Consider the following 22,794-nt stretch of genomic DNA (forward strand, 5'->3'; position numbering starts at 1 on the left):
ATGCCGGACACCGCACCGCGCGCCTGGCAGGTCGTCCTGGAGCGCATCGAGGCCGACCTGCGCGACGGACGCCTCGCCGCCGGTGATCGGTTGACGCCCGAGCGCGAACTCGCTGCCCAGCTCGGGGTGGGACGCTCCAGCGTGCGCGAGGCCATCCGTGTGCTCGAGGTGCTGGGCGTCGTCCGCACGGCCACCGGCTCGGGACCGAACGCGGGGGCGATGATCGTCACCACACCGCGTGGGGGACTGGGGGCGTTCCTGCGCCTGCAGGTGGCCGCCAACGGCTTCCCACTGGCCGACGTCGTGCGCACCCGCGTGGTGCTCGAGTGCGACGTCGCCGAGCGCCTCGCCCGGGGCGACGCCGACCTCACCGAGGTGACCGGCATCTTGGATGCCATGGATGCCGCCGACCTCGACCCGGTCGAGTTCCTCGCCCTCGACGCGCGCTTCCACCAGGCGCTCGCCGAGGTGTCCGGCAACGCGGTCGTCTCGGCGATGATGGCGGGGCTCCGGAGCTCCATCGAGTCGTACACGCAGGCGGGGGCCGCGCGACTGAGCGACTGGCCCGCCACCGCCGCCCGGTTGCGCGGCGAACATCGCCGCATCGTCGCCGCCGTCTCGGCGGGCGAGGCCGCGCAGGCGCGCGAGAGCGTGCGCGCGCACATCGCCGACTACTACGCCCAGGTGGCGGTCGCGCTGAGTCCCGACGACCGCGGCGACGCCGCCGTCGCCGGAGCGGCGCGAGACGCCGCGACCGTGGACCGGGCCTCGATGCCCGCGAGAGAGGACCCCTCATGACCGACCGTCCCGCGCGCCCGCCGCGCCCCCAGCACGTTCTGCACGTCGTCGCGACGGAGCGGCTCACGCCGCACCTCGTGCGCGTGCGGGCACGGGGCGACGACCTCGCCGCGTTCCGAGAGAGCCCGCACACCGACAAGTACGTCAAGATCACGTTCGCCAAGGCGGAACTGGGATTGGAGCCGCCGTACGACCTGGCGGCGCTGCGCGAGACGCTGAGCCCCGAGGATCTTCCGGTCACCCGCACCTACACGGTGCGTCGGGTCGACGGTGACGAGCTCACCATCGACTTCGTCGTGCACGGTGACGAGGGCCTCGCGGGCCCCTGGGCGGCGTCTGCGCGTCCCGGCGACCGCCTGGTGGTGTCGTCACCCGGGGGAGGCTATGCGCCCGACCCGGCGGCCGCCTGGCACCTGTTCGTCGGAGACGAGTCCGCCATCCCCGCGATCGCCGCCGGTCTCGAGGCGCTCGCCCCGGATGCCGTGGGCACGGCCTTCCTCGAGGTGCAGAACGCCGACGAGCAGGTCGAGCTGGTCGCCCCGGCCGGCGTCGAGGTGCACTGGGTGTACCGCGGCGCGGCGCAGGCGGGTGCGTCAGCGGTGCTGGCCGACGCGGTGGGGTCGTGGCATCCGCTTCCGGGGCGGGGCCAGGTGTTCGCCCACGGGGAGCGCGAGGCGATGAAGGCCCTGCGAGACATCGTCTTCACCCGGTGGGGTCTCGCCCGCGATCAGGTCTCGCTGTCGGGCTACTGGGCCTACGGCCGGACCGAGGACCGGTTCCAGGCCGAGAAGCGCGAGCCGATCGGTCAGATCCTCTGACACGGGCATCGCCGCGGCCTCGGCCCGGCTCACCGAGCCGGTCGCGGAGTCAGGCGCCGGTGCGCTCCGGCAGTGTGGGCACGAGCGTCTCGAGGAACGCGGCGGTGTCCTCCCACCCGTGCACGGCCTGGCACTCCACGCCCATCGCCAGCACGGGGTAGTCGTTGCCGTCGGGGTCGAGGCGGTCGCCGACGAAGAGCATGTCGCCGAGGGGGATGCCGGTGGCCTCGGCGAGCTTGTTCATGCCGTAGGCCTTGTCGATGCCGCGGTGGGTGATGTCGACGGACGTCGACCCGCCCGAGCGCACCTCGAGATCGGGGATGCGGGCGGCGACGGCTTCGCGCAGGGCGTTCTTCTTCTCGCCCGTCGGGTCCCACGCCATCTTCGCGTCGAGGGGAGCCGACTGTCCGAGCGCCGAGAAGGTGATCTGCGAGCCCCGGTCCTCGAGGATGTCGCCCCAGGGCTCGGCCTCCCACAGCCCCAGGCGCTCGGCCTCTTCCTTCACGGCGGCCAGGGCGCGCTGCTTCTCGTCATCGGTGAGCGAGTGGGCGTAGACGGTCTCGATGCCCTCGGTCGACAGGCGGTAGTACTGGGTGCCGCACGTGGGCATGAGGTGCAGGTGCGCCAGAAGGGCCGGGTCGGCCTGCGGCAGACGCTCGACGACCTGGCTGCGGAACTGCTGCAGCTGCCCACCCGAGATGATCGCGACCTCGACGCGCTCGGCGAGAGCCAGGAGCAGGTCGCCGATACGCGGATCGATCGCGGACTTCGACGGGGCGAGGGTGTCGTCGAGGTCGAAGGCGACGAGGCGGGGCGAGGCGTCGGACACGGTTCTCCTGAGGAGGTCGGTGGTCGTCGCCACGCGGACGTGCGAGGCGCGGGCCCGCAGAGTGCGCGGCCTCGTCGATTCTACGGGCGAGGGTGTGCTCGCCCCGTCGGCCGCGGAGACGGCCGAGGTGGGTGACTCGGCGAGCTGCGGCGTCTCACGCCGCGCGGGTCAGGGTGCCGATGCGCGTGCCGTCACGGTCGAACACCGTCATGGTGTCGCCGTCGACGCGCGCGCGGGCGGCGGTCCGCAGCCAGGTGTCGACACCGAGGCAGGCCTTCATCGTCGACATCCCCCGCCGGAACTCGAGCGCATCACCGTCGCGCACGTAGGAGCCCGCGACCCCGTTGCAGCCGTCGCTGCCGCGCAGATCGCCGTCGGTGAACTCGAGGAATTCGGAACCGTGCCCGTTCCAGCGACCCTCTTCTTCGGCGGGGGAGGACCCATTGATCCGCCCGCCGCCGGACACCATTCCGATTCCGACGAATGCAGTTGCGGCGAGGGCGAGAATGCGGGGGAACATGAGAGTCTCCTCATTTACGAACGAATGCGGAAAAAAAAGTCATAAAGAACTATCAGGTTGTCGTAGGGTAGGCCGCGACGCTGAGAGGTGGGTGGGGACCCGAATAGCGATCCCCGTCCTTCTCGTTGTGCGTTTTTCCATCAAACACATGAGATGAGACGATGACACGAAACATGAAGCGTTTGGGGTGGGCCGGAGCATCGGCCGCCGTCGCGCTCACCGCGTCCGGTCTGCTGGCCCCTGCTGTGGCCTTCGCCGGTGAAGACCAGTCGACCGCCCCCACCACGGGCCCCGAATTCGATGCCACCGCGCAGCGGCTCATGACGAGCAGCGACCAGGTGCAGGGCGTCGCCAAGGACGGCTCGGGCAACGTCGTGGTGTACACCACGGCCGACGAAGCCGACCTCCAGGGTGAGGCCAAGTCGTTCGTCGACACGAAGTCGAACGTCGTCGTCAAGAAGATCGACCCCATCAAGGCTGCCGCGACCAACGACCTCGTCGGTGGCGCCGGATACCTTTCCCCCGCCGGTGGCAACTCCGTCGCCCTCTGCTCGGTCGGTTTCACCGGCTGGACGCCGCAGGGTGACCCCGCGGTCATCACCGCCGGTCACTGCAACGCCGACGGCTCCCTCACCGAGAGCCTGCTCTCGCTCCCCTCGGGCGACCCGGCCGGCGGCGGCGACAAGAACAACGCCGACATCGCCGTCAAGGCGCCGCTCGGCACCCTGGCGTTCTCGCAGTTCGGCGGACCGGGCAACACCCCGGGCGCCGAGGGCGACACCTCGTCGGTCGACATCGCCACCATCGATGTGACCAACACCGACCTCGACCTCCTCCCCGAGATCACCGACTGGACCACGGCCTCGTCCGAGGACCTGTCGGCGTCGACGACCGACGTCCGCGCCATCGGCTCGGCGCAGGTCAACCAGCCGGCTTCCAAGTCGGGCCGCACGACCGGTCTCACCACCGGTAACGTCACCGGCGTCGAGGGCTGGATGCGCGTCGCCGAAGAGAACGACGTGCGTTGGGTCTACGGATTCGCCGTCGAAGGTGACATCGACACCGTTCAGGGTGGCGACTCCGGTGGAGCCGTCTTCCAGGGCACGACCGCTGTCGGCGTGGTCTCCGGTGGCAACGAGACCGGTACCTTCCTCTGGGCCGCCGACCTGCAGGCCGGCCTGGCTCGCACCGACGGCTACTCGGTCGCCGTGAAGGTCGACGCTCCCGCACTGACGACCCCCGCCGATGGCGGCACGGTCGGCGTCGGCGGCGCCATCTCGGGCACCGCCCCCGCAGGCACCACCCTGAAGGTCACCCCCGAGGGTGGCGACACCTTCGACGTGGCCGTCGACGGTTCGGGCAACTGGAGCTTCACCGCTCCCGACAAGCTCGGCACCTTCTCCTTCTCGCTGCGCGCGGTCAACGGCTTCAACAAGTCGGCTTCGGTCGACGCGTCGGTCGAGGTCAAGGCGGAGGCCCCGGTCATCACGAGCCCGGCCAACGGTTCGACCGTCGAGAACGAGGTCACCTCGATCTCGGGCACCGGCCTCGCCGGCGCCACCGTGACCCTCGCGGGTGACGCGAAGGGCAGCGCCAAGGTCGCCGCCGACGGCACCTGGTCGGTCACCACCGACCTCGCCATCGGCAGCTACTCCGTCACCGCCACGCAGGCGCGCGACGGCCAGACCTCGGCCGAGGCCACCTCGTCGTTCACGGTCGCCCCGTCGGCTCCGACCATCACGGGCATCCAGGACGGTGCCTCGTACTCGGGTGCGGCGATCCCCACCTCGATCTCGGGCACCGGTGTCAACGGTGCGGCGATCTCGGTCACGATCAACGACGCGAAGGTCGGCGAGACCACCGTCAAGGACGGCAAGTGGTCGATCGTGCTGAAGAACGCTCTCGGTGAAGGCGCCTACGCGGTCGTCGCCACCCAGACGGTCAACAGCGTCTCCAGCTCGGCTTCGGTCAGCTTCTCGGTCGCCGCGGCTCCCGCCCCGGCGCCCTCGCCCTCCGGTACCCCTGCCCCCGGTGGCAACCCCGGTAACGGCAACGGCAACGGTGGCGGCGGCCTCGCCGTGACCGGTATGGGCGACCCGACTCCGCTGGCCTGGGGTGCTGTCGCGCTCCTGCTCGGTGGCTTCGGTGCCTTCGGTTACCGTCGTCTGCGCCGCGCAACCCGCTAAGCGCATCTGAAGAGCACCCCCGGTGCCTCCCCGTTTCGGGAGGTACCGGGGGTGCTCTTTGTTCGCGTGGGCCGTTCCCGTCGCCGCGCGGACGTCGTGTCCTCGAAGGTCCCCCGGAGGGCACGTTCATTCCTCACGGCGAGCTCGATATGCGCACCCCGATCGAGGTCGAAATGGCGTATTACGCTGACCAGGAATCAGGCCACCCGGCAACGGCCGGACAAGGCTCCCGATAGGAACGAAAGTCAGGCCGATTCAATCGCGGAGGCATTGGGTGTGAGCCACGCATGCGTGCGCAAGCAGCTCATAGGTGCTGAGGTGCTGGTGTGCAGCTTCGGGCACGCGGCGGTGCCCGGCGAGTCGTCGGCTACTACGCTCACACTCACGCCCGACCATGTCCGCGACGAAGGCGAGCAATGCGCGTACGAGCTTGTCGAAGTCGACACCGGGCCTCACGAGACCCTCGACGTGTACTCGGCAGGCCTGCTTCACTCCCTTGAGCTTCGTGAACAGGGCCGATCGAGGAGACGTCAGAGCAGTAAAGAAGCGTACAAACGCTCTTGCCGGCCTTCGCAGGGAGCGAGGGCTCCGTGCCTGCGATGTCGGATCGGTGCTGGAGTGCCTCGTGTTCAGGAAGGTGCCACGGAGCGCCGCGCGTGCGGTGTCGGAGGCCGCACTTACTCTTGGCCCATGAGTAGGTGGTGCGGTTCGCGTCGAGAGGCGATGGAGCGTGCCGCTCGAATCCGGCTGTTAAACGCGGACCTAGAGGTGCTCCGCGCGACCGCCATCGAACGCACCCGACAGACTGAGACAAAAGCTTCATTCATCGTGGTAGCCGCTGGTGTTCTCGCATCGGCAGCCGGGATCGAACTCATCACCACCGATACGTGGCTTGTCGGATTGCTCCCTTTTGGGCTGACTATCGCGACAGTCGTGGTCTCGACAGTCGCCCTGTGGCCTAGGAAGCTTGACGTGCCCTCCGCCCGAAGCATCGTGAACCGGTGGGTCGACTCCAGTAAATCCGTGGCGGAACTGGATGACTACCTACTCGAAGTGAAAGCTCATGAGGTTGAGCTTCGCGACGATCAGAACGAGTTGCGGATGAAGTGGACCAAGCGTGGGTTCAAGCTTCTGCTGCTCAGTCTCGTCACCGCTCTACTTGTTGCCGCCGCTAACGCCGTAAGTCCACTTTGGAGTGATCAGCATGACCAAGAACGAATCGAAACCTCAGTCCAATCCGAAGCCGTCGTCTCGGCCTGACGTAGCCGACGATTTCAAGCCTCTCGCCCATGGTGACGAGTCGGGCGTGGGCTTCAAGGCCGACGAATGACTGACGGGAAGCCTGCCAAGCCGCGTCCCGACGTGAGTCCGGACTTCAAGCAGGTTCATGCCGACCAACACGATAAGCCGCGTCACCGACGCGGTTCCTAGTCGGAGCGCACATCCCGGAAACGGTTTGTTGTCCGCCAGCGCTTCGGGTGCCCTTACGTGCCGGTGCTGCTAGGGCGACCGACCTACTCGCGCATCGTGATCCGCGATGATGACACGGCGTAGTTCCTTGCCGGACGCACCGTGCTTGCGCAGACGACGAAGGGTTGAAGCGAGCCGCGCGCGGTCGATCCAGTCAGTGACGAATTGGTGTGCACGCAGGTGGATGAGGACGGAGCGCAGGACGAAGAGCGCAGCCAACCAAGGGGTGTGGGGGAGAACCTCGCCGAGGAGGCTGAGCGGATCTTGCACGGGAAACTCCAACGCCGACCGACCGGGGATCTCCCGGGATCAGTCAAACGGCGCATCATGGTCTCCGTTGCAAGGTGGCTCCTCTACTCAATGCGGTCAGGAAGCTGATAATGGCAGCAAACCTCGTGGGAGTCAAGAGGCTCCGGAGGACTGGATCGATTCCTGGCTTGGGCGCGGCTCGGGGTCGGGGTCCACTGCGTCAGACCACGCCCAGGTCGTGTACTCCTCGCCACCGCCGCCGCCCGCTCGGCCCAGCGTGGACGCAGTGTTCGCGGACCTTCGCGAGGACCCAACTCCGCCCACGCACGGTCGAGGCTGAGTTAGTTGCGGTGCTGATCTTGTGCTGGTCCGCGCCGTGAACTGAATCCGATTGTTGTGATTTCCGCGTCTTCTCAAGTCCGGTCTGTGCGTGCATAGTGAGGGGCACCATGACTTCGGATCATCCCTCACCGCCGAGGCGCCCGACCTCTGTCTTCGGGAGGCGCGCACGAACGGACTCGGCGCCGTCTAGGCACACCGAGTCCACCTACGCCTTCCTTCGTCGTGTGGCGGGTCCTGTCTGGGATCAATGCCGAGCGCTCATCGATGAGTGGCTCACCGCATACCCTGCCGACGATCGTGTCGCGTTAGCTGCACGGTTGCGATCATCCGATGACCGAGTCTTCACATCGGCCTTCTGGGAACTGTACCTATACGAGATGTATAGGCGCGATGGTTGGGCGATCGACATCGAGCCAGCCGTTGAAGGCGTTGCAACTCGTCCAGACTTCCTTGTTTCGAAGGACAGCGTGTGCTACTACGTCGAGGCGAGGTGCACGTTCGACGGAGAGGATCGCGGTGCAGCAGCCAGGCTCCAGACGGTCTACGACTCGTTGAACGGCACGGACAGCGGTGCGTTCCATCTGGCAGTAACGCCGATCCGCGTCGGCACTCAGGCGCCGCCGACGGCCAACCTCCGCCGGGCACTCGAAACGTGGCTGTCGACGCTCGACCCCGACGCAGGCGATTTCTCGCTGAGTGACGAGCGTCCGGAGCGCCGCTTCGAGTGGGTCTGGCATGACTGGCATCTCCTCTTTCGTCCGATGCCACGGTCCGCGAACGCACGGATGACCCCTGTCCGGCGCGCGCTGGGCGCCTTCATCCCGGACGCCGCCTCGTTTGTTGATGACATCACTCCGCTCCGCGATGCGCTTTCTGAGAAAGGCTCCAAGTACGGGAAACTGAACCACCCGCTCGTGATCGCGATCAATATCGGCAGTGGCTTCCACGATGAAGAGGACACGGAGCAGGCGCTCTATGGTCGAGTTGGCTGGCGAATCAACATCGATGATCCCGATGCCGAGGCGACGCCCGTGCTCACCGATCCGGGCTACTGGGGCTGGCCTGGGCGACCAGCTCACGATCATGTGGCCGGCCTTCTCCTTGCTGGAAGCATGCACTACAGCCGCGTCGCTCGGTATGCGCCGACCTTCTGGCTGCACCCGTACGCTGCTCAAGCGATTGCGCCGCTGCCGAACTGGCGAGTCGCGCGCGCAGCGCCTGAAGGCATGGAGTACAGCGACCCCGCCGTCCTCCCGCACGAACACTTCGACCTGCCGGTGGGCTGGCCAGTCGGCGACCCATTCCCGCGATCTTCTCGCAGCGCGTGAATGACCTTCTGGTACTTGAGACCAGGAAGTCAGGCGCGCTCCTTTTCAGATTGCATGGTCTGCCGCCGCTCTTGCGAGCGACGCAGCGAAGCGAGCACGAAGAGCCGGCGGTTGTCAGGAGTCGCCAGCATATTGTGGAGACTTTCGACGGTCGGTGCGACTGCGATCTCATCACGTAGCTCTACATACGCCTGATCAATATCGAGCACGTCGACAGCATCGCCGAAGTCGCTGAAGCGACTGATGTATACCTCTTCGTCGCTCCCGCCGCCGCTGACGAACCATGCCAACTCGTCGAGTAGCGTCCATCGGCCAGTCTCGCGGGCTGTGGCCAGGTAGTCCCGAACGCCCACTCGATCGAGTTGTCGCCACATCCAAAGCAAATAGTTCAGAGTCAACGAGGCATCCAGTGGCGTATCAACGGCTTCACGGAGCTGTTCGAATCTGGATTGCAAGGCCGCCAGGATCACCGGGGTAAGTGCCTCCGCGAGCGCATGGGCAGCATCGATCCGAACAGATGGTCCGATCTGAACCTCCGCCAGCCTGTGCCGGACGCTTGCCCCCAGATAGAGGCCCTCGTCAGTACCCAGTTGCGATGCGACGAAGCCGACAGCATCGTCCGGTGGCGCAAGTGTGAGGATCTCAGCGATGAGCGACTCGATCCTGCGATCAAGGAAGTCCGACGGGTCGGTCCCGCCGTAGCGATCGCTGAGCCAGGACGCGACCGAACGGTGGTCAAGCCCGTCGTCTTCAGAGAACTGAGACAGTTTGCGAAGGACGAGCTCGGGCTGAGCGGCGAAGGCGCGTTCAAGCGCGATCAGTGCTGGTCCTGTCTGATTTTTCCGGAGGTCATCGACAGCGAGCCGGATGGTCGCGTCGGCGATGTCGTCGTCAGGCACCCCGAACTGGAAGTAGCGGTCGAAGTAGTCAGGGTGGGCGATTCGGCCGGCTCTCACGGGCGGCGGATTCCGGTCCTTCCCGACCTTTGCTGCGTCGCCCTCGTAAATCTCCTCAAGATGCGGAAAGAGCGAAGCGAGCAAGTAGAGGATGTCGTCAACGTGTTCTTCGGTCACGTGAGTCGCGGCGAGGCGCTCTTCCCACTGCTTGCGCGCATCCTCGTTCGTACGTTTGGGGCGGCGGAGGTTGCGTAGCGGGTCGCCGCCATGACCGAGTACTTCGCTCTTGTACGTCTGCAGCATCCCGTAAACGCCCGGTTCGATTGTTCGCAGCCAGGTGAGTACGACGAAGTCTCCGAAATCGACCTCGCGTCCGACCGAGGACAGAAAGGCGTCGAGCTGTCCGAACACTCGTTTGGCGGCTCGCGGTGTGCGCAGGCGGCTGGACATGACGCCGTCGAATCGGTTCACAAGCCGAGAAAGTTCGGCAGGTTCCAGCCCGATCTGGTGGCGCTTGACGATGTCATTGAGTGCGCGGCTCACAACGCGATCCACTTCGTAATCTCGAAGGAGGGGCATATCGAGCCGAACCTGGATCATTTTCTCGAGATAGTCGAGGCCACGTCTGCCCTGAGCATCCGCCACGAGGTCGGTCTTACTGAGCAGATCGATTAGAGAACGCTCGTCATAGCTGAGCAAGTAATACACGTTCGGAAGTCGCCCCACCATGCGAACAAGTTTGAACACGTGCAGCAGCTCGCCGGCGCTCAAGCGGTCCAAGTCATCAATGATCATGAGGACCGGCCGTCCCAGCTTCCGCATGGCTTCTGCGGTCGTCTTCTGCCGGGCAGTAGTGCTGGGCTCGATCTGATCGAGAAGGCCGCCATACGCGCTCACGCCGTTGTAGCCAAACACTTGCCCGGTAGCGATCAGCGGTGTCAGCTTACGCCCGAACGTGGTCAGGGCCTGTCGCGGCTCCTTCCAGCGGCGCTCCTTCGGTATGGCGTTCTTCAGCTCTGCGAAGAAGGCTGCATGAAGCGAAGCCGGATCGCTGTACAACCACGGGTTGAAATGAGCCACCGACCACTCCTCGCCGAAGAACTGACGTGTCTGCTCTCGATCGCTGAGCCGCCGCGCGAGCTCGTCAAGCACAGTGGTCTTGCCCGAACCCCACGCCCCCACGAGGCCGATCGTGCTGGAGGCGCTTTGGTGCCGCAACCGGCCCAACACCGACAGAACGTGGTCGACCAGGTGCACGCGTCTGAATGCTTCATGGTCATCGAGTTGCGGGAGCGGGTCATCGCTCAGCCAAGTCTCGGAGAGATCCCCCATATTCCGATGGTGCCACGTTCGCGATTCGGCTCGCTGTATCGAACGTAAACTCGGTTCTTGCGGAGCGCCGGACTGGCTCGCCCAGCGACGCAGCCCAGGTCATCATGAGCGAGATCGTGTCTCAGGCGTGCTGTCTCTTGGCTCGTGAAACTATGGCCGGAGGGAGGTTCTTCGGATGAGTTCGGTTCTTGCTGCTTCCACCATGTTGGCTGTCGCCATGCAGTCTCAGCCAGGCGTCTACGCGGTGCTCTTAGGATCTGGCGTGTCCACGGGCGCGGGCATACCTACGGGCTGGGGCATCGTTCGTGATCTCGTTCGACAGGTCGCGGTCGCGGCCGATCCTGGCGACGCCGGATCACATGACCTCGCAGTCTCCGATCCAGAAGCGTGGTGGGCACAACGCGGAGATGGAGCGCTCGGCTACGCAGCCCTTCTTGAACAATTAGCGCCGACCGCCGCCGCTCGCCAAGGAGTGCTTGCGAAGTACTTTGAGCCCACTGATGAAGAACGGGCGGAAGGTATTAAGGCGCCGAGCCGAGCACACCTCGCGTTGGCAGAGCTTGTGAAGAAGGGCACAGTCCGCGTAATCCTCACAACGAACTTCGACCGTCTCATGGAGCAGGCGTTGGAGGCGGTAGGCGTTTCTCCGCAGGTCATCAGCCGCCCGGAGGCGGTGAACGGGATGGCACCTCTTGCTCACGCGAAGGCCACTGTCATCAAGCTGCACGGCGACTATCAAGATCTCGGAACACGCAACACGCCGGCGGAACTCGAGACGTACCCGCCTGAATGGCTTTCGTTGCTTAGCCAGGTCTTCAGCGAGTACGGACTCCTGATCAGCGGCTGGTCCGCTGAGTGGGACGCCGCCCTTGTCGCTTCGATCGAAAATGGTACCCGGCGGTACCCGATTTACTGGGACAGCCGAAGCTCCCGCGGGTCGACAGCGAGGCATGTCCTGGTGGCGCGGGCCGGCAAAGTCATCGACGCTGCGGGCGCAGACGAACTCTTCGCGGACCTCGCCGCCAGCATCGAGGCACTCACCTCGCTGACGGAGTCCCCACTTTCGACCGCAATGGCCGTGGCCAGAGTCAAGCGATATCTACCTGATCTGACGCGGCGCATTGAACTTCATGACCTCGTGATGGGCATTGCTAATCGAGTCGCTGAAATGGTTTCCGAGGCGCCGGTGACTGCTGACCGTACGTTCGATGGTTCGGCATTCCAGAGCCTTTATGAGCGCTATTTGGAGGCAGCCGCGCCACTGCTTGACGTCACCATCGCGGGAACGTGGCACGACCCAGAAGGCCTCCATGATCAGCTTTGGCTCGATGTCCTCCAGCGACTACTCGACGCTGGCACAGCGCCGCTCAACTCGGCAAATCAGATGCTCGAGCGAGCGCGTCTCATCCCGGCCCTCTTGGTGCTGTCGATCGTCGGGACCGTTGCTGCGGCGCGCGGTCGAGAGTCCCTGTTCCTTCGGCTCGCCACGGAAGTTGAGGGGCGCCCGCAAATGGGGACCGGAGAGCCGCTGCCCGCTGGACAGCTCCTCCACGTTTTTCGGGTTCTGGAGAAGGACTGGGTCAACGCGATGCCGAGATGGAAGAAGCAGCGTTGGCTGTACCCGATGAGTCATCTTCTCCTGGCAGACCTCCGCAGATTCTTCGTTGACTACATCCGCTTAGACACTGATTTCGTTACCGCATTCCACGGCCAGGAGTACCGAATCGGCCTGATCCAGAGCCAGCTGCGCGCGAGCGGCCGAGGCTATCCCGCAGCGGAAGGTGAGTACGTCGGTGAGCGTGGCTGGACCTGGGACACGCCGCACGTGCCATTCGCGGAGGTGGCGTTCAGGCGCGACAGTGGTAGACGGGCCGACTGGCCCTGGACTCGTTATCTCGGCGGCAGCGATTCATTCGAGACCATCCTCGTCAGCCATCGCGAGCTGCTTTGGAGCTACAACCGCAGCTGAGCGCATCATTGACGCGAACGGCAGAGACGGCTGTGCGGCAAGCGAATCGGAAGCCGGGTGCTCTGCACTCGCGCCCGTAGGCGAGCGTGCCGCCACTTCAAAGCCGCAGTGGAACGGATTCCACTTCAGGAATGGAGCGAGTTATTCGGCCGTCGGCTCATCGGAGCCATAAGCACGTCGAGCTAACGCCATGTTTTGCTCGGCGATCGGGTCAGCTGGGTTTTCGGCATCGCTACGCTCAGCTCCATGAGTGGCCCGGCATCGGATATAGAAGTTGTGCACATTGCACCAGTGCGCAAACGCGTGTGGACTTACGTGTTCGATAGGAATCCCGAGTTCGTCAAACCATGGTGGCGTCCGGAACAGGACCCCTCGGACTCCTGCAGATGGGTATCCATCCGCCAGGGAGTCAACGAAGTGGCGAGATGCAAGTACGTGCTGAAAGACGACCCTGACTACGGCGAGGTGGTAGATATCCTCGCGATAGAGGTTGCCGTGCCGCTGCGCGGACAGGGCATCGGCCGCCGCACGCTCGACCTCATCCGTGAGGCGAACCCAGGGCGGCGCCTCATCGCCCTGAATGATGATGCCGTCTCTCGTGGCTTCTGGGAGAGGATCGGATGGATACGCGAGGACCCCCCCGAGTTCTTTCGTTTTCCGGGCGTCGAGCGCGTGACTTATGTCGAGCCCCTGTGACTGTCGCTGCCCGCACTATGTGAAAAGGCGGTAGCCACTGATTGTGACTACCGCCCTCGTCAAGGCTGGTTGCTCTCGCCCACGACACCGTCGACGCGCTCGATATGTACCTCCAGACCTGGCGACATCTCCTGTAGGAGCGCCGCCCAGATGACCGTCTCGACGTAGTCGTCTCGATTGATCGGTTCCTCGTGCCACCTGCTTCTACCAAGTTCGCGGGTCCGTACCCGATAGACGCCGGGCTCGAGCAGTCGCTGCCGAAGATTATCCGGCAATTCGGTACTCTCGCCCTCGTCGTCGGTGAGTCCAACGACCGCGACGTCGCCGACGAGCTGGGCGTCGCAGGCCTGCGGAACGTGGATCCGGTGTTGTCTGCCGGGATGATGATGCCCTGCACCATGGTGGTGTTCCTCTTTTGTGCGTGCGACCGGGAACCGGGATGGTTCTCGTGGAATCGCAAAGCACAAACGAGGGACGTTCATCTCCGGGCGAGGGGGTGGGGTGGGGCGGCCGGCAAGCATCGTCCGAATGGACGAAGTTCAAGCCGGCCGCCCTATCAGGTGGATCGTCAGCTGCCCTGGGGCTTCGGCGGCGTCCGCGGGGTCTTCGCCGCTGGGGAGGCGTCGAAGATGGCGGCGATAGCGTCGCGTTTGCCTGCTGCTTCGCGTTCGATTTCGTCGCGGACGTCTTTCGCGCGGCGTTGGATGGCTGGGTCGGCTTTGGTTTTGTCGATCCAGGCTTCGATTGCGAGGCGGACTTCGTCGGTGACGGTCCGGTCGTTGAGCTGGGCGATGATGTCCAGCTGGGTGCGGGTGGACTCGTTGAGTCTGACCGCGAGGGGTTTGATCGGGCCGTAGCCGAGTCCGTTGGCGGACGCAGCTGAGGCGGGCGGGGTGTTGACGTTGGACTCGCTCATGGGCGGGTCACCTTCCTTGACGGGTGCGGCCCGAGAACTCGGATGGTTCTCTCTAAGACCGCATACCGGCAACGAAGCCGTGGAGCGGGTGCCAGGACTGAACTGCAACACCCGCTGTCCCCAGTGAACAATGGAACTTGCGTTCCGCAAACCGTCCGATCGGACGAGCTCGGGAACAAAACGTGAGACCAGCAGAGCCCGACCGAGATGTTGCCTCGCCTGGGTGGGAGTTTCACCAAGTCGGCAAGGCTGCTCGCCACAGGTAGTTCAGAGCCAGTCCGACATGTCCATCTACGGCATAGGTTCGATACTCAGCGGGCAGTAAAACCGGGCACTCGATCTCGTCGGTATCCCCAAAGTCCCAGCGGTTCTCGTACTGCTCGAACGTCCGTAGGTTGACGCGAGAATCAGCGACGCCAGCATTCTGCATCTGCTCGTCGTCTCTTGCCGGTCCTGAGTGCCGTTCGTTCCCTGGTCGTAGGGGAGCGCGGCGCTCAGATCCCCTTGACGGCTTTCCTGACCTTAAGGAGTGGTGCGGCGTGCGCGCGGCGACACCCATTCCTCCAGTTCTACCAGTGACAGGCAGATCGGAAGATCGTCCATCGCCAGGCTGTCGCAGTGGGTGGCGGGGAGGTATGCGGGGAAGGGGGTGACGACAATCGGCACGTAGCGTCGGTCGGGGAAGCGGACGCCCCGTGCATTTGCCGGGCTCGAGAAGATCCGTGCGACTTTGCCGGGCCAGGTGTCCAGTGCGTGTAAGAGGTTCGTGGTGAGGCTGCGGACAGCCGCAAATTGGCCCGCCCCGTACTCAGGCGTGTACGCGAAGCTCTTTACTTGAATCACCAGCACGGTGCCGTCACCCAGTTCAGCGAGCGCGTCGAGGTCGGTGACGGGGGCGCCGGAGATTGTTATTGTTCGGCCTTCCAGATTGCGAAGCGCGGGGTCCTGCGGCTCGGCGCCGGCGGCTCGCATTCTTGCGCGCACGACGAGTTCGAAATCATCACCGCGTGCGCTGCCGAGCGACCCACCGTCCTTGCCGACGAGGAGTTCCCACGGAAGCCGGCGCGAGGCGGTCGCGACGTCGACGAGAACTTCGTTGTCTCCCGCGGGGTGCATGACTGGTCCGTCGGTGAGCGGCCGCGTTCGACCCGCCGGGCGGTTGAGCTGAAGGAAAAGCGCCGTACGATCTTGTCTGACGTGGGGCAGCAGAGTGGGCAGGATCTCTGCTCCAGCGGCCATCCAGTCCCACAGCAGGTCCCGGCTCACCCGCAGGTAGCCGTATCGCTGCAGTTGTAATTTCATGTCGTCGTCCTGGCTTTTCGCGAGGCCGTGCAGCAGAACGATAAGAGACGGCAATTCTGGTGAGAGACCGTCTGCGACATCTGTCGCCCCAGCGATCACGTCGCGGAATCGGGTGAGGTCGAGGTGGTCGATCTCGAACTTCTCGAGCACGTGGAGCACATCACCGGTCTGCGCCGGATGAGGCAGATGGATCTGCGCGGCCGTTATCCGTGTGCGGTCGACACCGTCAATGCGTTTCCAGACCGGGCCTTTTTCAAGTGCGGATACGGTGAGAAGTGAAAGCGGGCCCGGTTTCGTGGTGATGTCCCAGACGTCGGTTCCGACGATTCCGTCGAGCGTCATGCCTTTAAGACGCTCATCGTACTGAGCCATCGCATGAGCGGTCTCGGTGTCTACTATCGGCACGGGGAAACCGTGGGGATCGACCTCGATGTCACCGCCCTTGCCGACGATGCGAGCTGTGCCATGGAGGAGCCAGAGGTGAGTGATTCGGAGGACGTGATGGGTGAGGTCCTTTAGTTCCTCCGTCGTGTACTGGTAGCTCGATAGCGTTGTCCGCACCGGCGCCTCCGACCTCCTCGTGAGGCCCGTGCAGACGGAAAGCAGTCGTTCAACCCCGATCGCGGCGCTGGACGCGTCGTGTGTCAGCCGAAGACGCACGAGCGCGAACGCGACCATCATTTCAAGAGGGAGGCGCCGCACCGCGTAGAGCAGTTTCGCTGACGGCCACGTCAGCTGACGTGTGGAATGGGTAGTCCATGCCGCTACGAGGCGCTCGGTGAACTCGCTGGCGGCGGCTCCGCCCAGTCGGCTGTGTGCATCGGGCTCTGCAAGCGGTTCGAGGTCGCGGGTGAGGGTGCAGAGTTCGTTGACCACCTCTTCCGACGCCTGCGCGAAGAAGCCTGAATCGCTCAGGAGTTCGCTCATCTCTGCGGTCACGGCGTCGTGCGCGCGGCGGTTAACGCCTGTCTTCCCTGGCTTCGACGCGCGAGCCGACGTGGCCTTCGATGGTGACTTTGACGTGTTCGAGAAGCGTAGCGAGCGCGAATCAGTGCTGTCGCCGAGGTCTCGTGTGCCCATGTCCGCGCATCTCCTTTTGCTCGCGGCCTTCTTGCCAACCGCCTCGACGCCTGTCCCGTCCAGAGGACGACCGTCGAGCGTGTTGTCCGGATCGATGTCAATGCATTCGACATGCGGACGCACTCACGCGATCAGTGTAGGTAACCGGCAGGACTGAGATCGCGGCGCCGTCGCCCGACCATGCGGTCCATTGATTGGCGGCGCGGGTAGCGCGTTGCGACCGGAGCAAATATCCACGACCGCCGTCCGCGGCGAGGATCCGTGCGGCGATCAAGGGACGGGTCCGCGAACAGCGTGCCTCGGCCATTTGGCGGGTGACCCCGCCGACAGGCGAGCGGCAGCTACCACGCGGGACGAGGCGGAGACGGGGCGGCCGGCAAGGATCGTCCGAATAGCCGAAGCTCGAGCAGACCGCCCGTGAGGTGGAGCCGTCAGGCGCCGTGAGCCTTCGGCGGCGTGCGCGGAGTCTTTGTTGCCGGGCTGGCGTCAAAGACGGCGGCGATGGCGTCGTGTTTGCCTGCCGCTTCGCGTTCGATCTCGTCGCGAACATCCTTCGCGCGGCGTTGAACGGCTGGGTCGGCCTTGGTTTTGTCGATCCAGGCTTCGATTGCGAGGCGAACTTCGTCGGTGACGGTCCGGTCGTTGAGCTGGGCGATGATGTCCAGCTGGGTGCGGGTGGACTCGTTGAGTCTGACCGCGCGAGGTTTGATCGGGCCGTAGCCGAGTCCGTTGGCGGACGCAGCCGGGGCGAGCGGGGTGTTGACGTTGGACTCGCTCATGAGCGGGTCACCTCCTTGACGGGTGCGGCCGAGAACTCTGTTGGTTCTCCACCAAGCCGCACGCCAGCAACGAGGTATTGGAGCGGGTGCCAGACCTGAACTGCAACACCCGCTGGTCCCAGTGAACGACGGAATGTGCAGACTGACAAACCGTCCGATCGGACGAGCTCGGGAACGTGAGACCAGCAGATGCAGACCGAGATGTTGCGTCGCCTGGGTGGGAGTATCACCAAGCAGGCAAGGCTGCTCGCCACGGGTGGTCCGCAGGCAGTCCGACACGTTCATCTAGGGCATAAGTTCGATACTCAGCAGGCAGTAGGACTGGGCACTCGTTCTCGTCGGTATCCAGAAGGTCCCAGCGGTTCTCGTACTGCTCGAACGTTCGTAGGTTGACGCGAGAATGAGCGACGCCCGCGTTGCGCTTGCCTGCAGGTATCCCGGGCTCGGTAAGCCAGTGCTGATGGGAGATCCACGCTGCTGCCGCTACGTGAGCGCGGGGGAGAACAAAGAACCGCGGGGGAGTGGCGAGGTCGGAAAGTGCGGCCACCATGACGAAGTACTCATGCTCAGACGCACTTGGTCCCTGCGTCTTCTCGCCCAACGGCCAGTTGGCCCACTTCCATCCAGAGGTCAGCGTTGTCTTGACCTGCACTTCGATCATCCGGCGTGCGGAGTCGGTGCGGACCGCGAGGATGTCTGTACGTTCGAGTCCGTCGCGGGTGAATGCAGGTGCCCACCCACGCCGTGCAAGCTCGGCCGCCGCGTAATGCTCACCGATTGTCTTCGTCTGCTTCGTATCCCCCATAGGCGCAGCGTAATGACCGAACGGTCTCCGCGGGTGGGGCGGCGTCGAGGTCGCGTCGCGCTTTCACTCCTTGCTCCCGGGTTGGGCGCAGAAGAACCGCTAACAACAGAAGAACCTTCTCACCATGCTCTTCAACCTGTTCGATGGGCGCGGTAACTATCCCCGTTCGGAAAAGTCGAGGGGGAAGTTCAAAGGCGTCCAGACGCGGAAGGCGCGCAAGCCACTCGGCCGCTGGGCGCTGTGCCGGAGGTCGATCCGGTGACAGTGAGTGCAGGTCACGAGATGTGAGTGCTCGGCTGACCGGGTTCGCCGGCTAGGGGTCGACGTCGGTGCGTGTCGATGTCGGAGGTGCTTCGTATATTTGACACGGCCTGATCGACGCGGATGCTCGGGCCGAGGGCCTCAGCTCTGGAGGGCGGTGCCATGTTCCGAATACGATGCAGGATCTGTAACCAGGCGGCGAGTGCGACTGGCGACGGGGTCGTGTGTACCCACGAAGACCGGCAAGGCACTCGGTGCCAGGGCACCGGCTTGGTTACCGAAGAACCGGGCCAGCTTCTGCCTTCTCGTGGCATCTTGACTGGATCAGGCAGTGCCTGGGACGCCACCGTCTCTGGGGGACTGAGCTCAGTCGTGCCCGCCGGTGCAGGTCAGATCCCCCGGCACGAAGAGCTGATGGAGAAGGCACGCGCCCTCCTTCGCAACGAATGGACCATACCCGTGCCTCCATCGGTAGAGGGCTGGGACCAGTCCGGCCCCAGCGTACGAACCGTAAGCGGCGGCCTCCCCGGGTTGGGTCGTCGGCGGTGAGAATTCCAGATTTTGTCTCGCCCTGGGAGGAGCCCGGCTTCGACGAGTGGCAGCTGAAACTGAAGACGCTTCCGGCTGCGGACGTAGGGGCACGAGTCGCGCAGCCCACTGTGGAAGATGGCGGATGGATGCGCTGGATACAGGCTGACTCAGAGTCGGCAACCATTCATGATGTCAAATTCAACTCCGCGAGCATCCGCGAGAAGACCGTAGTGCTAGCTGACATCGGAGGTTGTCCGGTCGGGTTCTGTCAGGCCGTGACCGGACGTTCGCTGTCCGACCCGCTCTTCGTGCAGATGATCGCTGTCGTGCCCGCGGCTCGAAGGCGAGGAGTCGGCCTCGCGCTCTTGGCGGCCGTCGCTTCGTCTGAGCCGGCCCGGGACATTGTCATGGCCACGCTCGACGGCAATGTTGCGGCGAGGGCGCTGAACGAAGGATTCGCACGATCGCTGGGATTAGCAATCAGGCGAGTCCCAATCAGGAGCTACCGACGCAGTGAGATGGGTTTCGGGCCGGGCGAGAAGCATCGACCGTGGCTCATCGCGCGAGCTTAGGCGAGCAGCGCCCGATCGACCCGCGATGCCGGGCGCTTCTGGCCTCCGTGGCGGACTGAAAACTCCGTCGCAGCGACCAGTTTCGCGCGTCTTCTCCGGAGAGATCCGGTCGGACCCCTAGCAACCGTCCGACGAGTAACAGTGCGCCTGAGTGAGCCGGTTGCGCATGCGGCACGGAGCACATAGGAAAACGTTACGAAGGGTTGTCTTATCTGAGTGTTGCCTGAGTGTGTCGCATGTATTGTCTGAATCGGCAGAAGCGCAAGGGGGTTGACAAACGGTCGACGGCGCGTTTGTGGGGGGAAGATAGATGCGCCGTATTGCGTCCGTGGCTCTGGTATGCAGCCTGACACTTGCTGGCCTCACCGTCAGCTCGGCTAGTGCACAGACTCAAGCGCCCCCACCAATCGAGCCCGTTTCCGACGCGGTTACCGAAGCACAGGCGTCGCCCGACGTTCGAGATGCTCTCCAACGCGCCGCGGCAGTGGGCTCCGAGGTGGAGATTGGGTCGCTCACCACACCTTCCGATCGAACGATCGCCCTTCCAGACGGGAGCCTTCGTGCGGAGATCTCGACGGTGCCCGTCCGAACAAGGTCCGACGAAGGTGAGTGGGTTCCGGTCGACACAACGCTTGAGTACGCGGACGGGTGGTGGGAGCCCCTGGCCTCTGCAGCGCCGGTGCGATTCAGCGCGGGAGGAAACGACGAGCTTAGCCAGGTGCGAACAGGCACGGGGGAGTGGCTCAGCGAGACCTGGCCGTACGGATCTCTCCCGGTGCCCTCCGTGGAGGGGCAGACGGCAACCTACGCCGAGGTGCTCCCCGGCGTCGATCTAAAGCTGACCGCCACCGAGTTGGGAATGGCGTCGGTGTACGTCGTCAAGACGGCGGCTGCGGTGGCCGATTCCCGGATGAAGGATCTGGGTGTCGTGCTTGAGGGCGCGGACGTCGCCATCGACGAGACAGGAACTCTCATCGCCAAACCCGATGTCGAGAAGGCCGATGTCCTGCAAGCCTCGTCGCCACTGTGGTGGGACTCCTCGAACGGAGGCAATGCCGACAGCCCTGGCAAAGACATGGTGGGTCGACCTGTCGAGCACTCGGTGGACGACGACGGTGTCAACCTCGATGTCTCAGCAACCATCGATGAAATCGACCCGACCTACCCGATCTACGTCGACCCTGATTGGGTCAGCGGACAGCCCAATGCGTGGTACGTGGACTGGGCGCACCCCGACCAGTCTTACCTGAGCGCCAATGCCGACACGGTTCTACGGTACGGCCGCTGGGCAGAGCACGGCGGCTACATGTTCTTCCAGTTCGATATCAGCGCTCTCGCTGGCAAGCAGATCCTCGAGGCCCAGCTCTCGACCTATCAAATCGAATGGGCGGCATGCCCGAACGAGCCTATGCAGGTCCGCACCTATGGCCCGCAGCAGGCGGGCTTCACCTGGAACCAGATGAACCACAGCCTCTGGGGCAACGCACTGGACACGAAAGACCCGGGCGACCACAACAACTGCGGCGGCGGTCCGGAAACCGTCGGATGGAATGTCGCGCAAGGGGTCCGAGACAAGCTTGGCGATGGCATCGTCCAGTTCGGATTCATGCCGCAGAACGTCAACAACCCGATGTCGCGACGGCATTACGGACGCGGGGCGACGCTGTACGTCAACTACAACACGCCTCCAAACCGTCCGCTCGATCCCAGAATCGAGAGCCCGGTTCGGCAGTGCGGCACCGCAAACGCACCCGCCTACGTGTCGGGTTCGTCGGTGGTGGTCAGCATCGACCAAACCGACCCTGACGAAGGCAACGTCGACACCAACATCTACCTCTTCCGTGCACGTGACAACGCCGACGTCACCTACACGAGCACGGGCCTCGGTGCTCAAGGGCGACGCTCGGTGGCGTTCAACGGCCTGACCGACGACACCTATTGGTGGACCAGCCGAGGAAGCGACTGGAAGATCGACGGCAACGAGTGGGGTGAACGGTGCTACTTCACTGTGGACAACACCAGACCCGCCAAGCCCACTATCTCCACGACCGCGACGTCTTTCGCTGTAGGCAAAGCGGTGAGCGTGAGCATGAGCGGCACGTCGGACGTGGCCGGCTATCAATACTGGCTGTCCTACACCGCCGCAGGATCCACCCCCATCCCGGCTCCGGTCGCCGTGTCCCGCACTGACGCACTCCCGGACTGCACGCAACGAGTGGGCGGCACCCGATTCCGATGCGGAAACGGGTCGAACGCCGTCAGTGTCTCCGTGGCCCCCGTCGACGCGTTGTCCACGCTGTGGGTCGCCGCATACGACAAAGCCGGAAACGTATCTATTGCGGCGCCTCTCAAGCTCTACCTGGCAAACGGGACACCCGCCGCACGCGACGCCCGAGTCGAGAACGGCCACGGCTGGCTCACCACGCGGATGATCTCGCCACTGCCGTCAAGCATCGAGGACGCAAACGAGAACCCGGACGTCACCCCGATGCCACTGACCTTGCCCTCAATCGGGGGTAGCTGGCAGACCACCTCAGAAGTACGCCCCGGATTGACCGTCCCGGTGCTTCGTCCCAGGCAACCCACGTCCCCGAACGGCTTCATCACGACGTCCTCGGCAGCGGTGTCGTCCTCGGAGAGCTTCTCGGTGAGCATGTGGGTGAAGCCCGCCAACGTCACGTCGCCCAATGTGCAACTTCTTGCGCAGCAACGAGGCAACTCGAGCTTGTTTGAAGTGCAACTGCACGAGGGCAAGTACAGGTTCTGCCGCTGGGGCACCAGCGCGGGCTCAGAAACGTGGGGACTTATCTCCAGTTGCGTCTCTGCGCCGTCGCAAGCCGTCACAGGCGAGTGGACTCTCGTCACCGGCATCTGGGACCGAGCCAATCAGCAACTACGGCTGGATATTGGATCATCTCCCACCCCCGTGGTCGTCACTCCCAACCTGCGCGGTTCGACCGAGTCTTGGACAGGCGGGTCAGGATTTACCATCGCTCCGCTTCCGGCCGACACCCGATTCTCCGGACTGATTGCTAACCCCGTAGTGGTGCCCGGAGTCCTGGACTCCCGCCAACTCGGTTCTCTCTCCCAGTTCGCTTCCCCCTTTACCTCCTGA

Annotated in this window: 17 protein-coding genes; 9 read left to right on the top strand and 8 right to left on the bottom strand. The window is 64.5% G+C overall.

What is annotated here, in order from left to right; genetic code table 11:
* Complete coding sequence (locus IFU40_RS13035) at positions 1–798, top strand: FadR/GntR family transcriptional regulator (protein ID WP_082509519.1); 798 nt, start codon at positions 1–3, stop codon at positions 796–798.
* Positions 795–1,616, top strand: coding sequence for a siderophore-interacting protein (locus IFU40_RS13040; protein WP_191916004.1), 822 nt, complete (start codon positions 795–797; stop codon positions 1,614–1,616). The genes IFU40_RS13035 and IFU40_RS13040 overlap by 4 nt, the downstream gene beginning before the upstream one ends.
* A gap of 49 nt (positions 1,617–1,665) precedes the next feature.
* Here the strand turns inward: IFU40_RS13040 and IFU40_RS13045 are convergent, their stop codons facing one another.
* Entirely contained in the window at positions 1,666–2,445 is a 780-nt protein-coding gene (locus IFU40_RS13045; RefSeq protein WP_191926593.1) for an HAD-IIB family hydrolase, read from the bottom strand.
* Positions 2,446–2,599: 154 nt separating this feature from the next.
* Positions 2,600–2,965 (bottom strand): META domain-containing protein, encoded by a 366-nt coding sequence (locus tag IFU40_RS13050; protein ID WP_055938363.1) that lies wholly within the window; start codon positions 2,963–2,965, stop codon positions 2,600–2,602.
* Positions 2,966–3,138: 173 nt separating this feature from the next.
* Here IFU40_RS13050 and IFU40_RS13055 point away from each other — a divergent pair, with 173 nt between their 5' ends.
* The 3 genes from IFU40_RS13055 (at position 3,139) to IFU40_RS13065 (ending at position 8,540) form a co-directional block, all read left to right on the top strand.
* Entirely contained in the window at positions 3,139–5,151 is a 2,013-nt protein-coding gene (locus tag IFU40_RS13055) for a S1 family peptidase (protein WP_191926594.1), read from the top strand.
* 690 nt (positions 5,152–5,841) lie between these two features.
* A complete protein-coding gene (locus tag IFU40_RS13060; RefSeq protein ID WP_191926595.1) occupies positions 5,842–6,411 on the top strand; it encodes a hypothetical protein in 570 nt (189 codons plus the stop codon).
* 1,178 nt (positions 6,412–7,589) lie between these two features.
* Complete coding sequence (locus tag IFU40_RS13065; RefSeq protein WP_191926596.1) at positions 7,590–8,540, top strand: hypothetical protein; 951 nt, start codon at positions 7,590–7,592, stop codon at positions 8,538–8,540.
* 29 nt (positions 8,541–8,569) lie between these two features.
* Here the strand turns inward: IFU40_RS13065 and IFU40_RS13070 are convergent, their stop codons facing one another.
* Entirely contained in the window at positions 8,570–10,768 is a 2,199-nt protein-coding gene (locus IFU40_RS13070) for a KAP family P-loop NTPase fold protein (RefSeq protein ID WP_191926597.1), read from the bottom strand.
* A 175-nt stretch (positions 10,769–10,943) separates the two neighbouring features.
* Here IFU40_RS13070 and IFU40_RS13075 point away from each other — a divergent pair, with 175 nt between their 5' ends.
* Entirely contained in the window at positions 10,944–12,737 is a 1,794-nt protein-coding gene (locus IFU40_RS13075) for an SIR2 family protein (RefSeq protein ID WP_191926598.1), read from the top strand.
* Positions 12,738–12,983: 246 nt separating this feature from the next.
* Positions 12,984–13,433, top strand: a complete 450-nt coding sequence (locus tag IFU40_RS17240; protein ID WP_342343527.1) for a GNAT family N-acetyltransferase — start codon at positions 12,984–12,986, stop codon at positions 13,431–13,433.
* A gap of 59 nt (positions 13,434–13,492) precedes the next feature.
* Here the strand turns inward: IFU40_RS17240 and IFU40_RS13085 are convergent, their stop codons facing one another.
* From IFU40_RS13085 to IFU40_RS13105, 5 genes are all read right to left on the bottom strand, one after another.
* A complete protein-coding gene (locus IFU40_RS13085; protein ID WP_191926600.1) occupies positions 13,493–13,954 on the bottom strand; it encodes a hypothetical protein in 462 nt (153 codons plus the stop codon).
* Between the two features lie 47 nt (positions 13,955–14,001).
* A complete protein-coding gene (locus IFU40_RS13090) occupies positions 14,002–14,349 on the bottom strand; it encodes a hypothetical protein (protein ID WP_191926601.1) in 348 nt (115 codons plus the stop codon).
* 522 nt (positions 14,350–14,871) lie between these two features.
* Positions 14,872–16,854, bottom strand: a complete 1,983-nt coding sequence (locus IFU40_RS13095) for a hypothetical protein (protein WP_191926602.1) — start codon at positions 16,852–16,854, stop codon at positions 14,872–14,874.
* 308 nt (positions 16,855–17,162) lie between these two features.
* Positions 17,163–17,510, bottom strand: coding sequence for a hypothetical protein (locus IFU40_RS13100; protein ID WP_191926603.1), 348 nt, complete (start codon positions 17,508–17,510; stop codon positions 17,163–17,165).
* Between the two features lie 226 nt (positions 17,511–17,736).
* Positions 17,737–18,315: a hypothetical protein gene (locus IFU40_RS13105; protein WP_191926604.1), complete on the bottom strand. Its 579-nt coding sequence runs from the start codon at positions 18,313–18,315 to the stop codon at positions 17,737–17,739.
* 938 nt (positions 18,316–19,253) lie between these two features.
* Here IFU40_RS13105 and IFU40_RS17310 point away from each other — a divergent pair.
* Together IFU40_RS17310 and IFU40_RS17245 are read left to right on the top strand one after the other, a co-directional pair.
* Complete coding sequence (locus IFU40_RS17310) at positions 19,254–19,679, top strand: GNAT family N-acetyltransferase (RefSeq protein WP_446724825.1); 426 nt, start codon at positions 19,254–19,256, stop codon at positions 19,677–19,679.
* Positions 19,680–20,454: 775 nt separating this feature from the next.
* Positions 20,455–22,794, top strand: a complete 2,340-nt coding sequence (locus tag IFU40_RS17245) for a LamG-like jellyroll fold domain-containing protein (protein WP_191926606.1) — start codon at positions 20,455–20,457, stop codon at positions 22,792–22,794.

The sequence above is a fragment of the Microbacterium sp. CFBP 13617 genome, assembly GCF_014839445.1.
Taxonomy (GTDB): domain Bacteria; phylum Actinomycetota; class Actinomycetes; order Actinomycetales; family Microbacteriaceae; genus Microbacterium.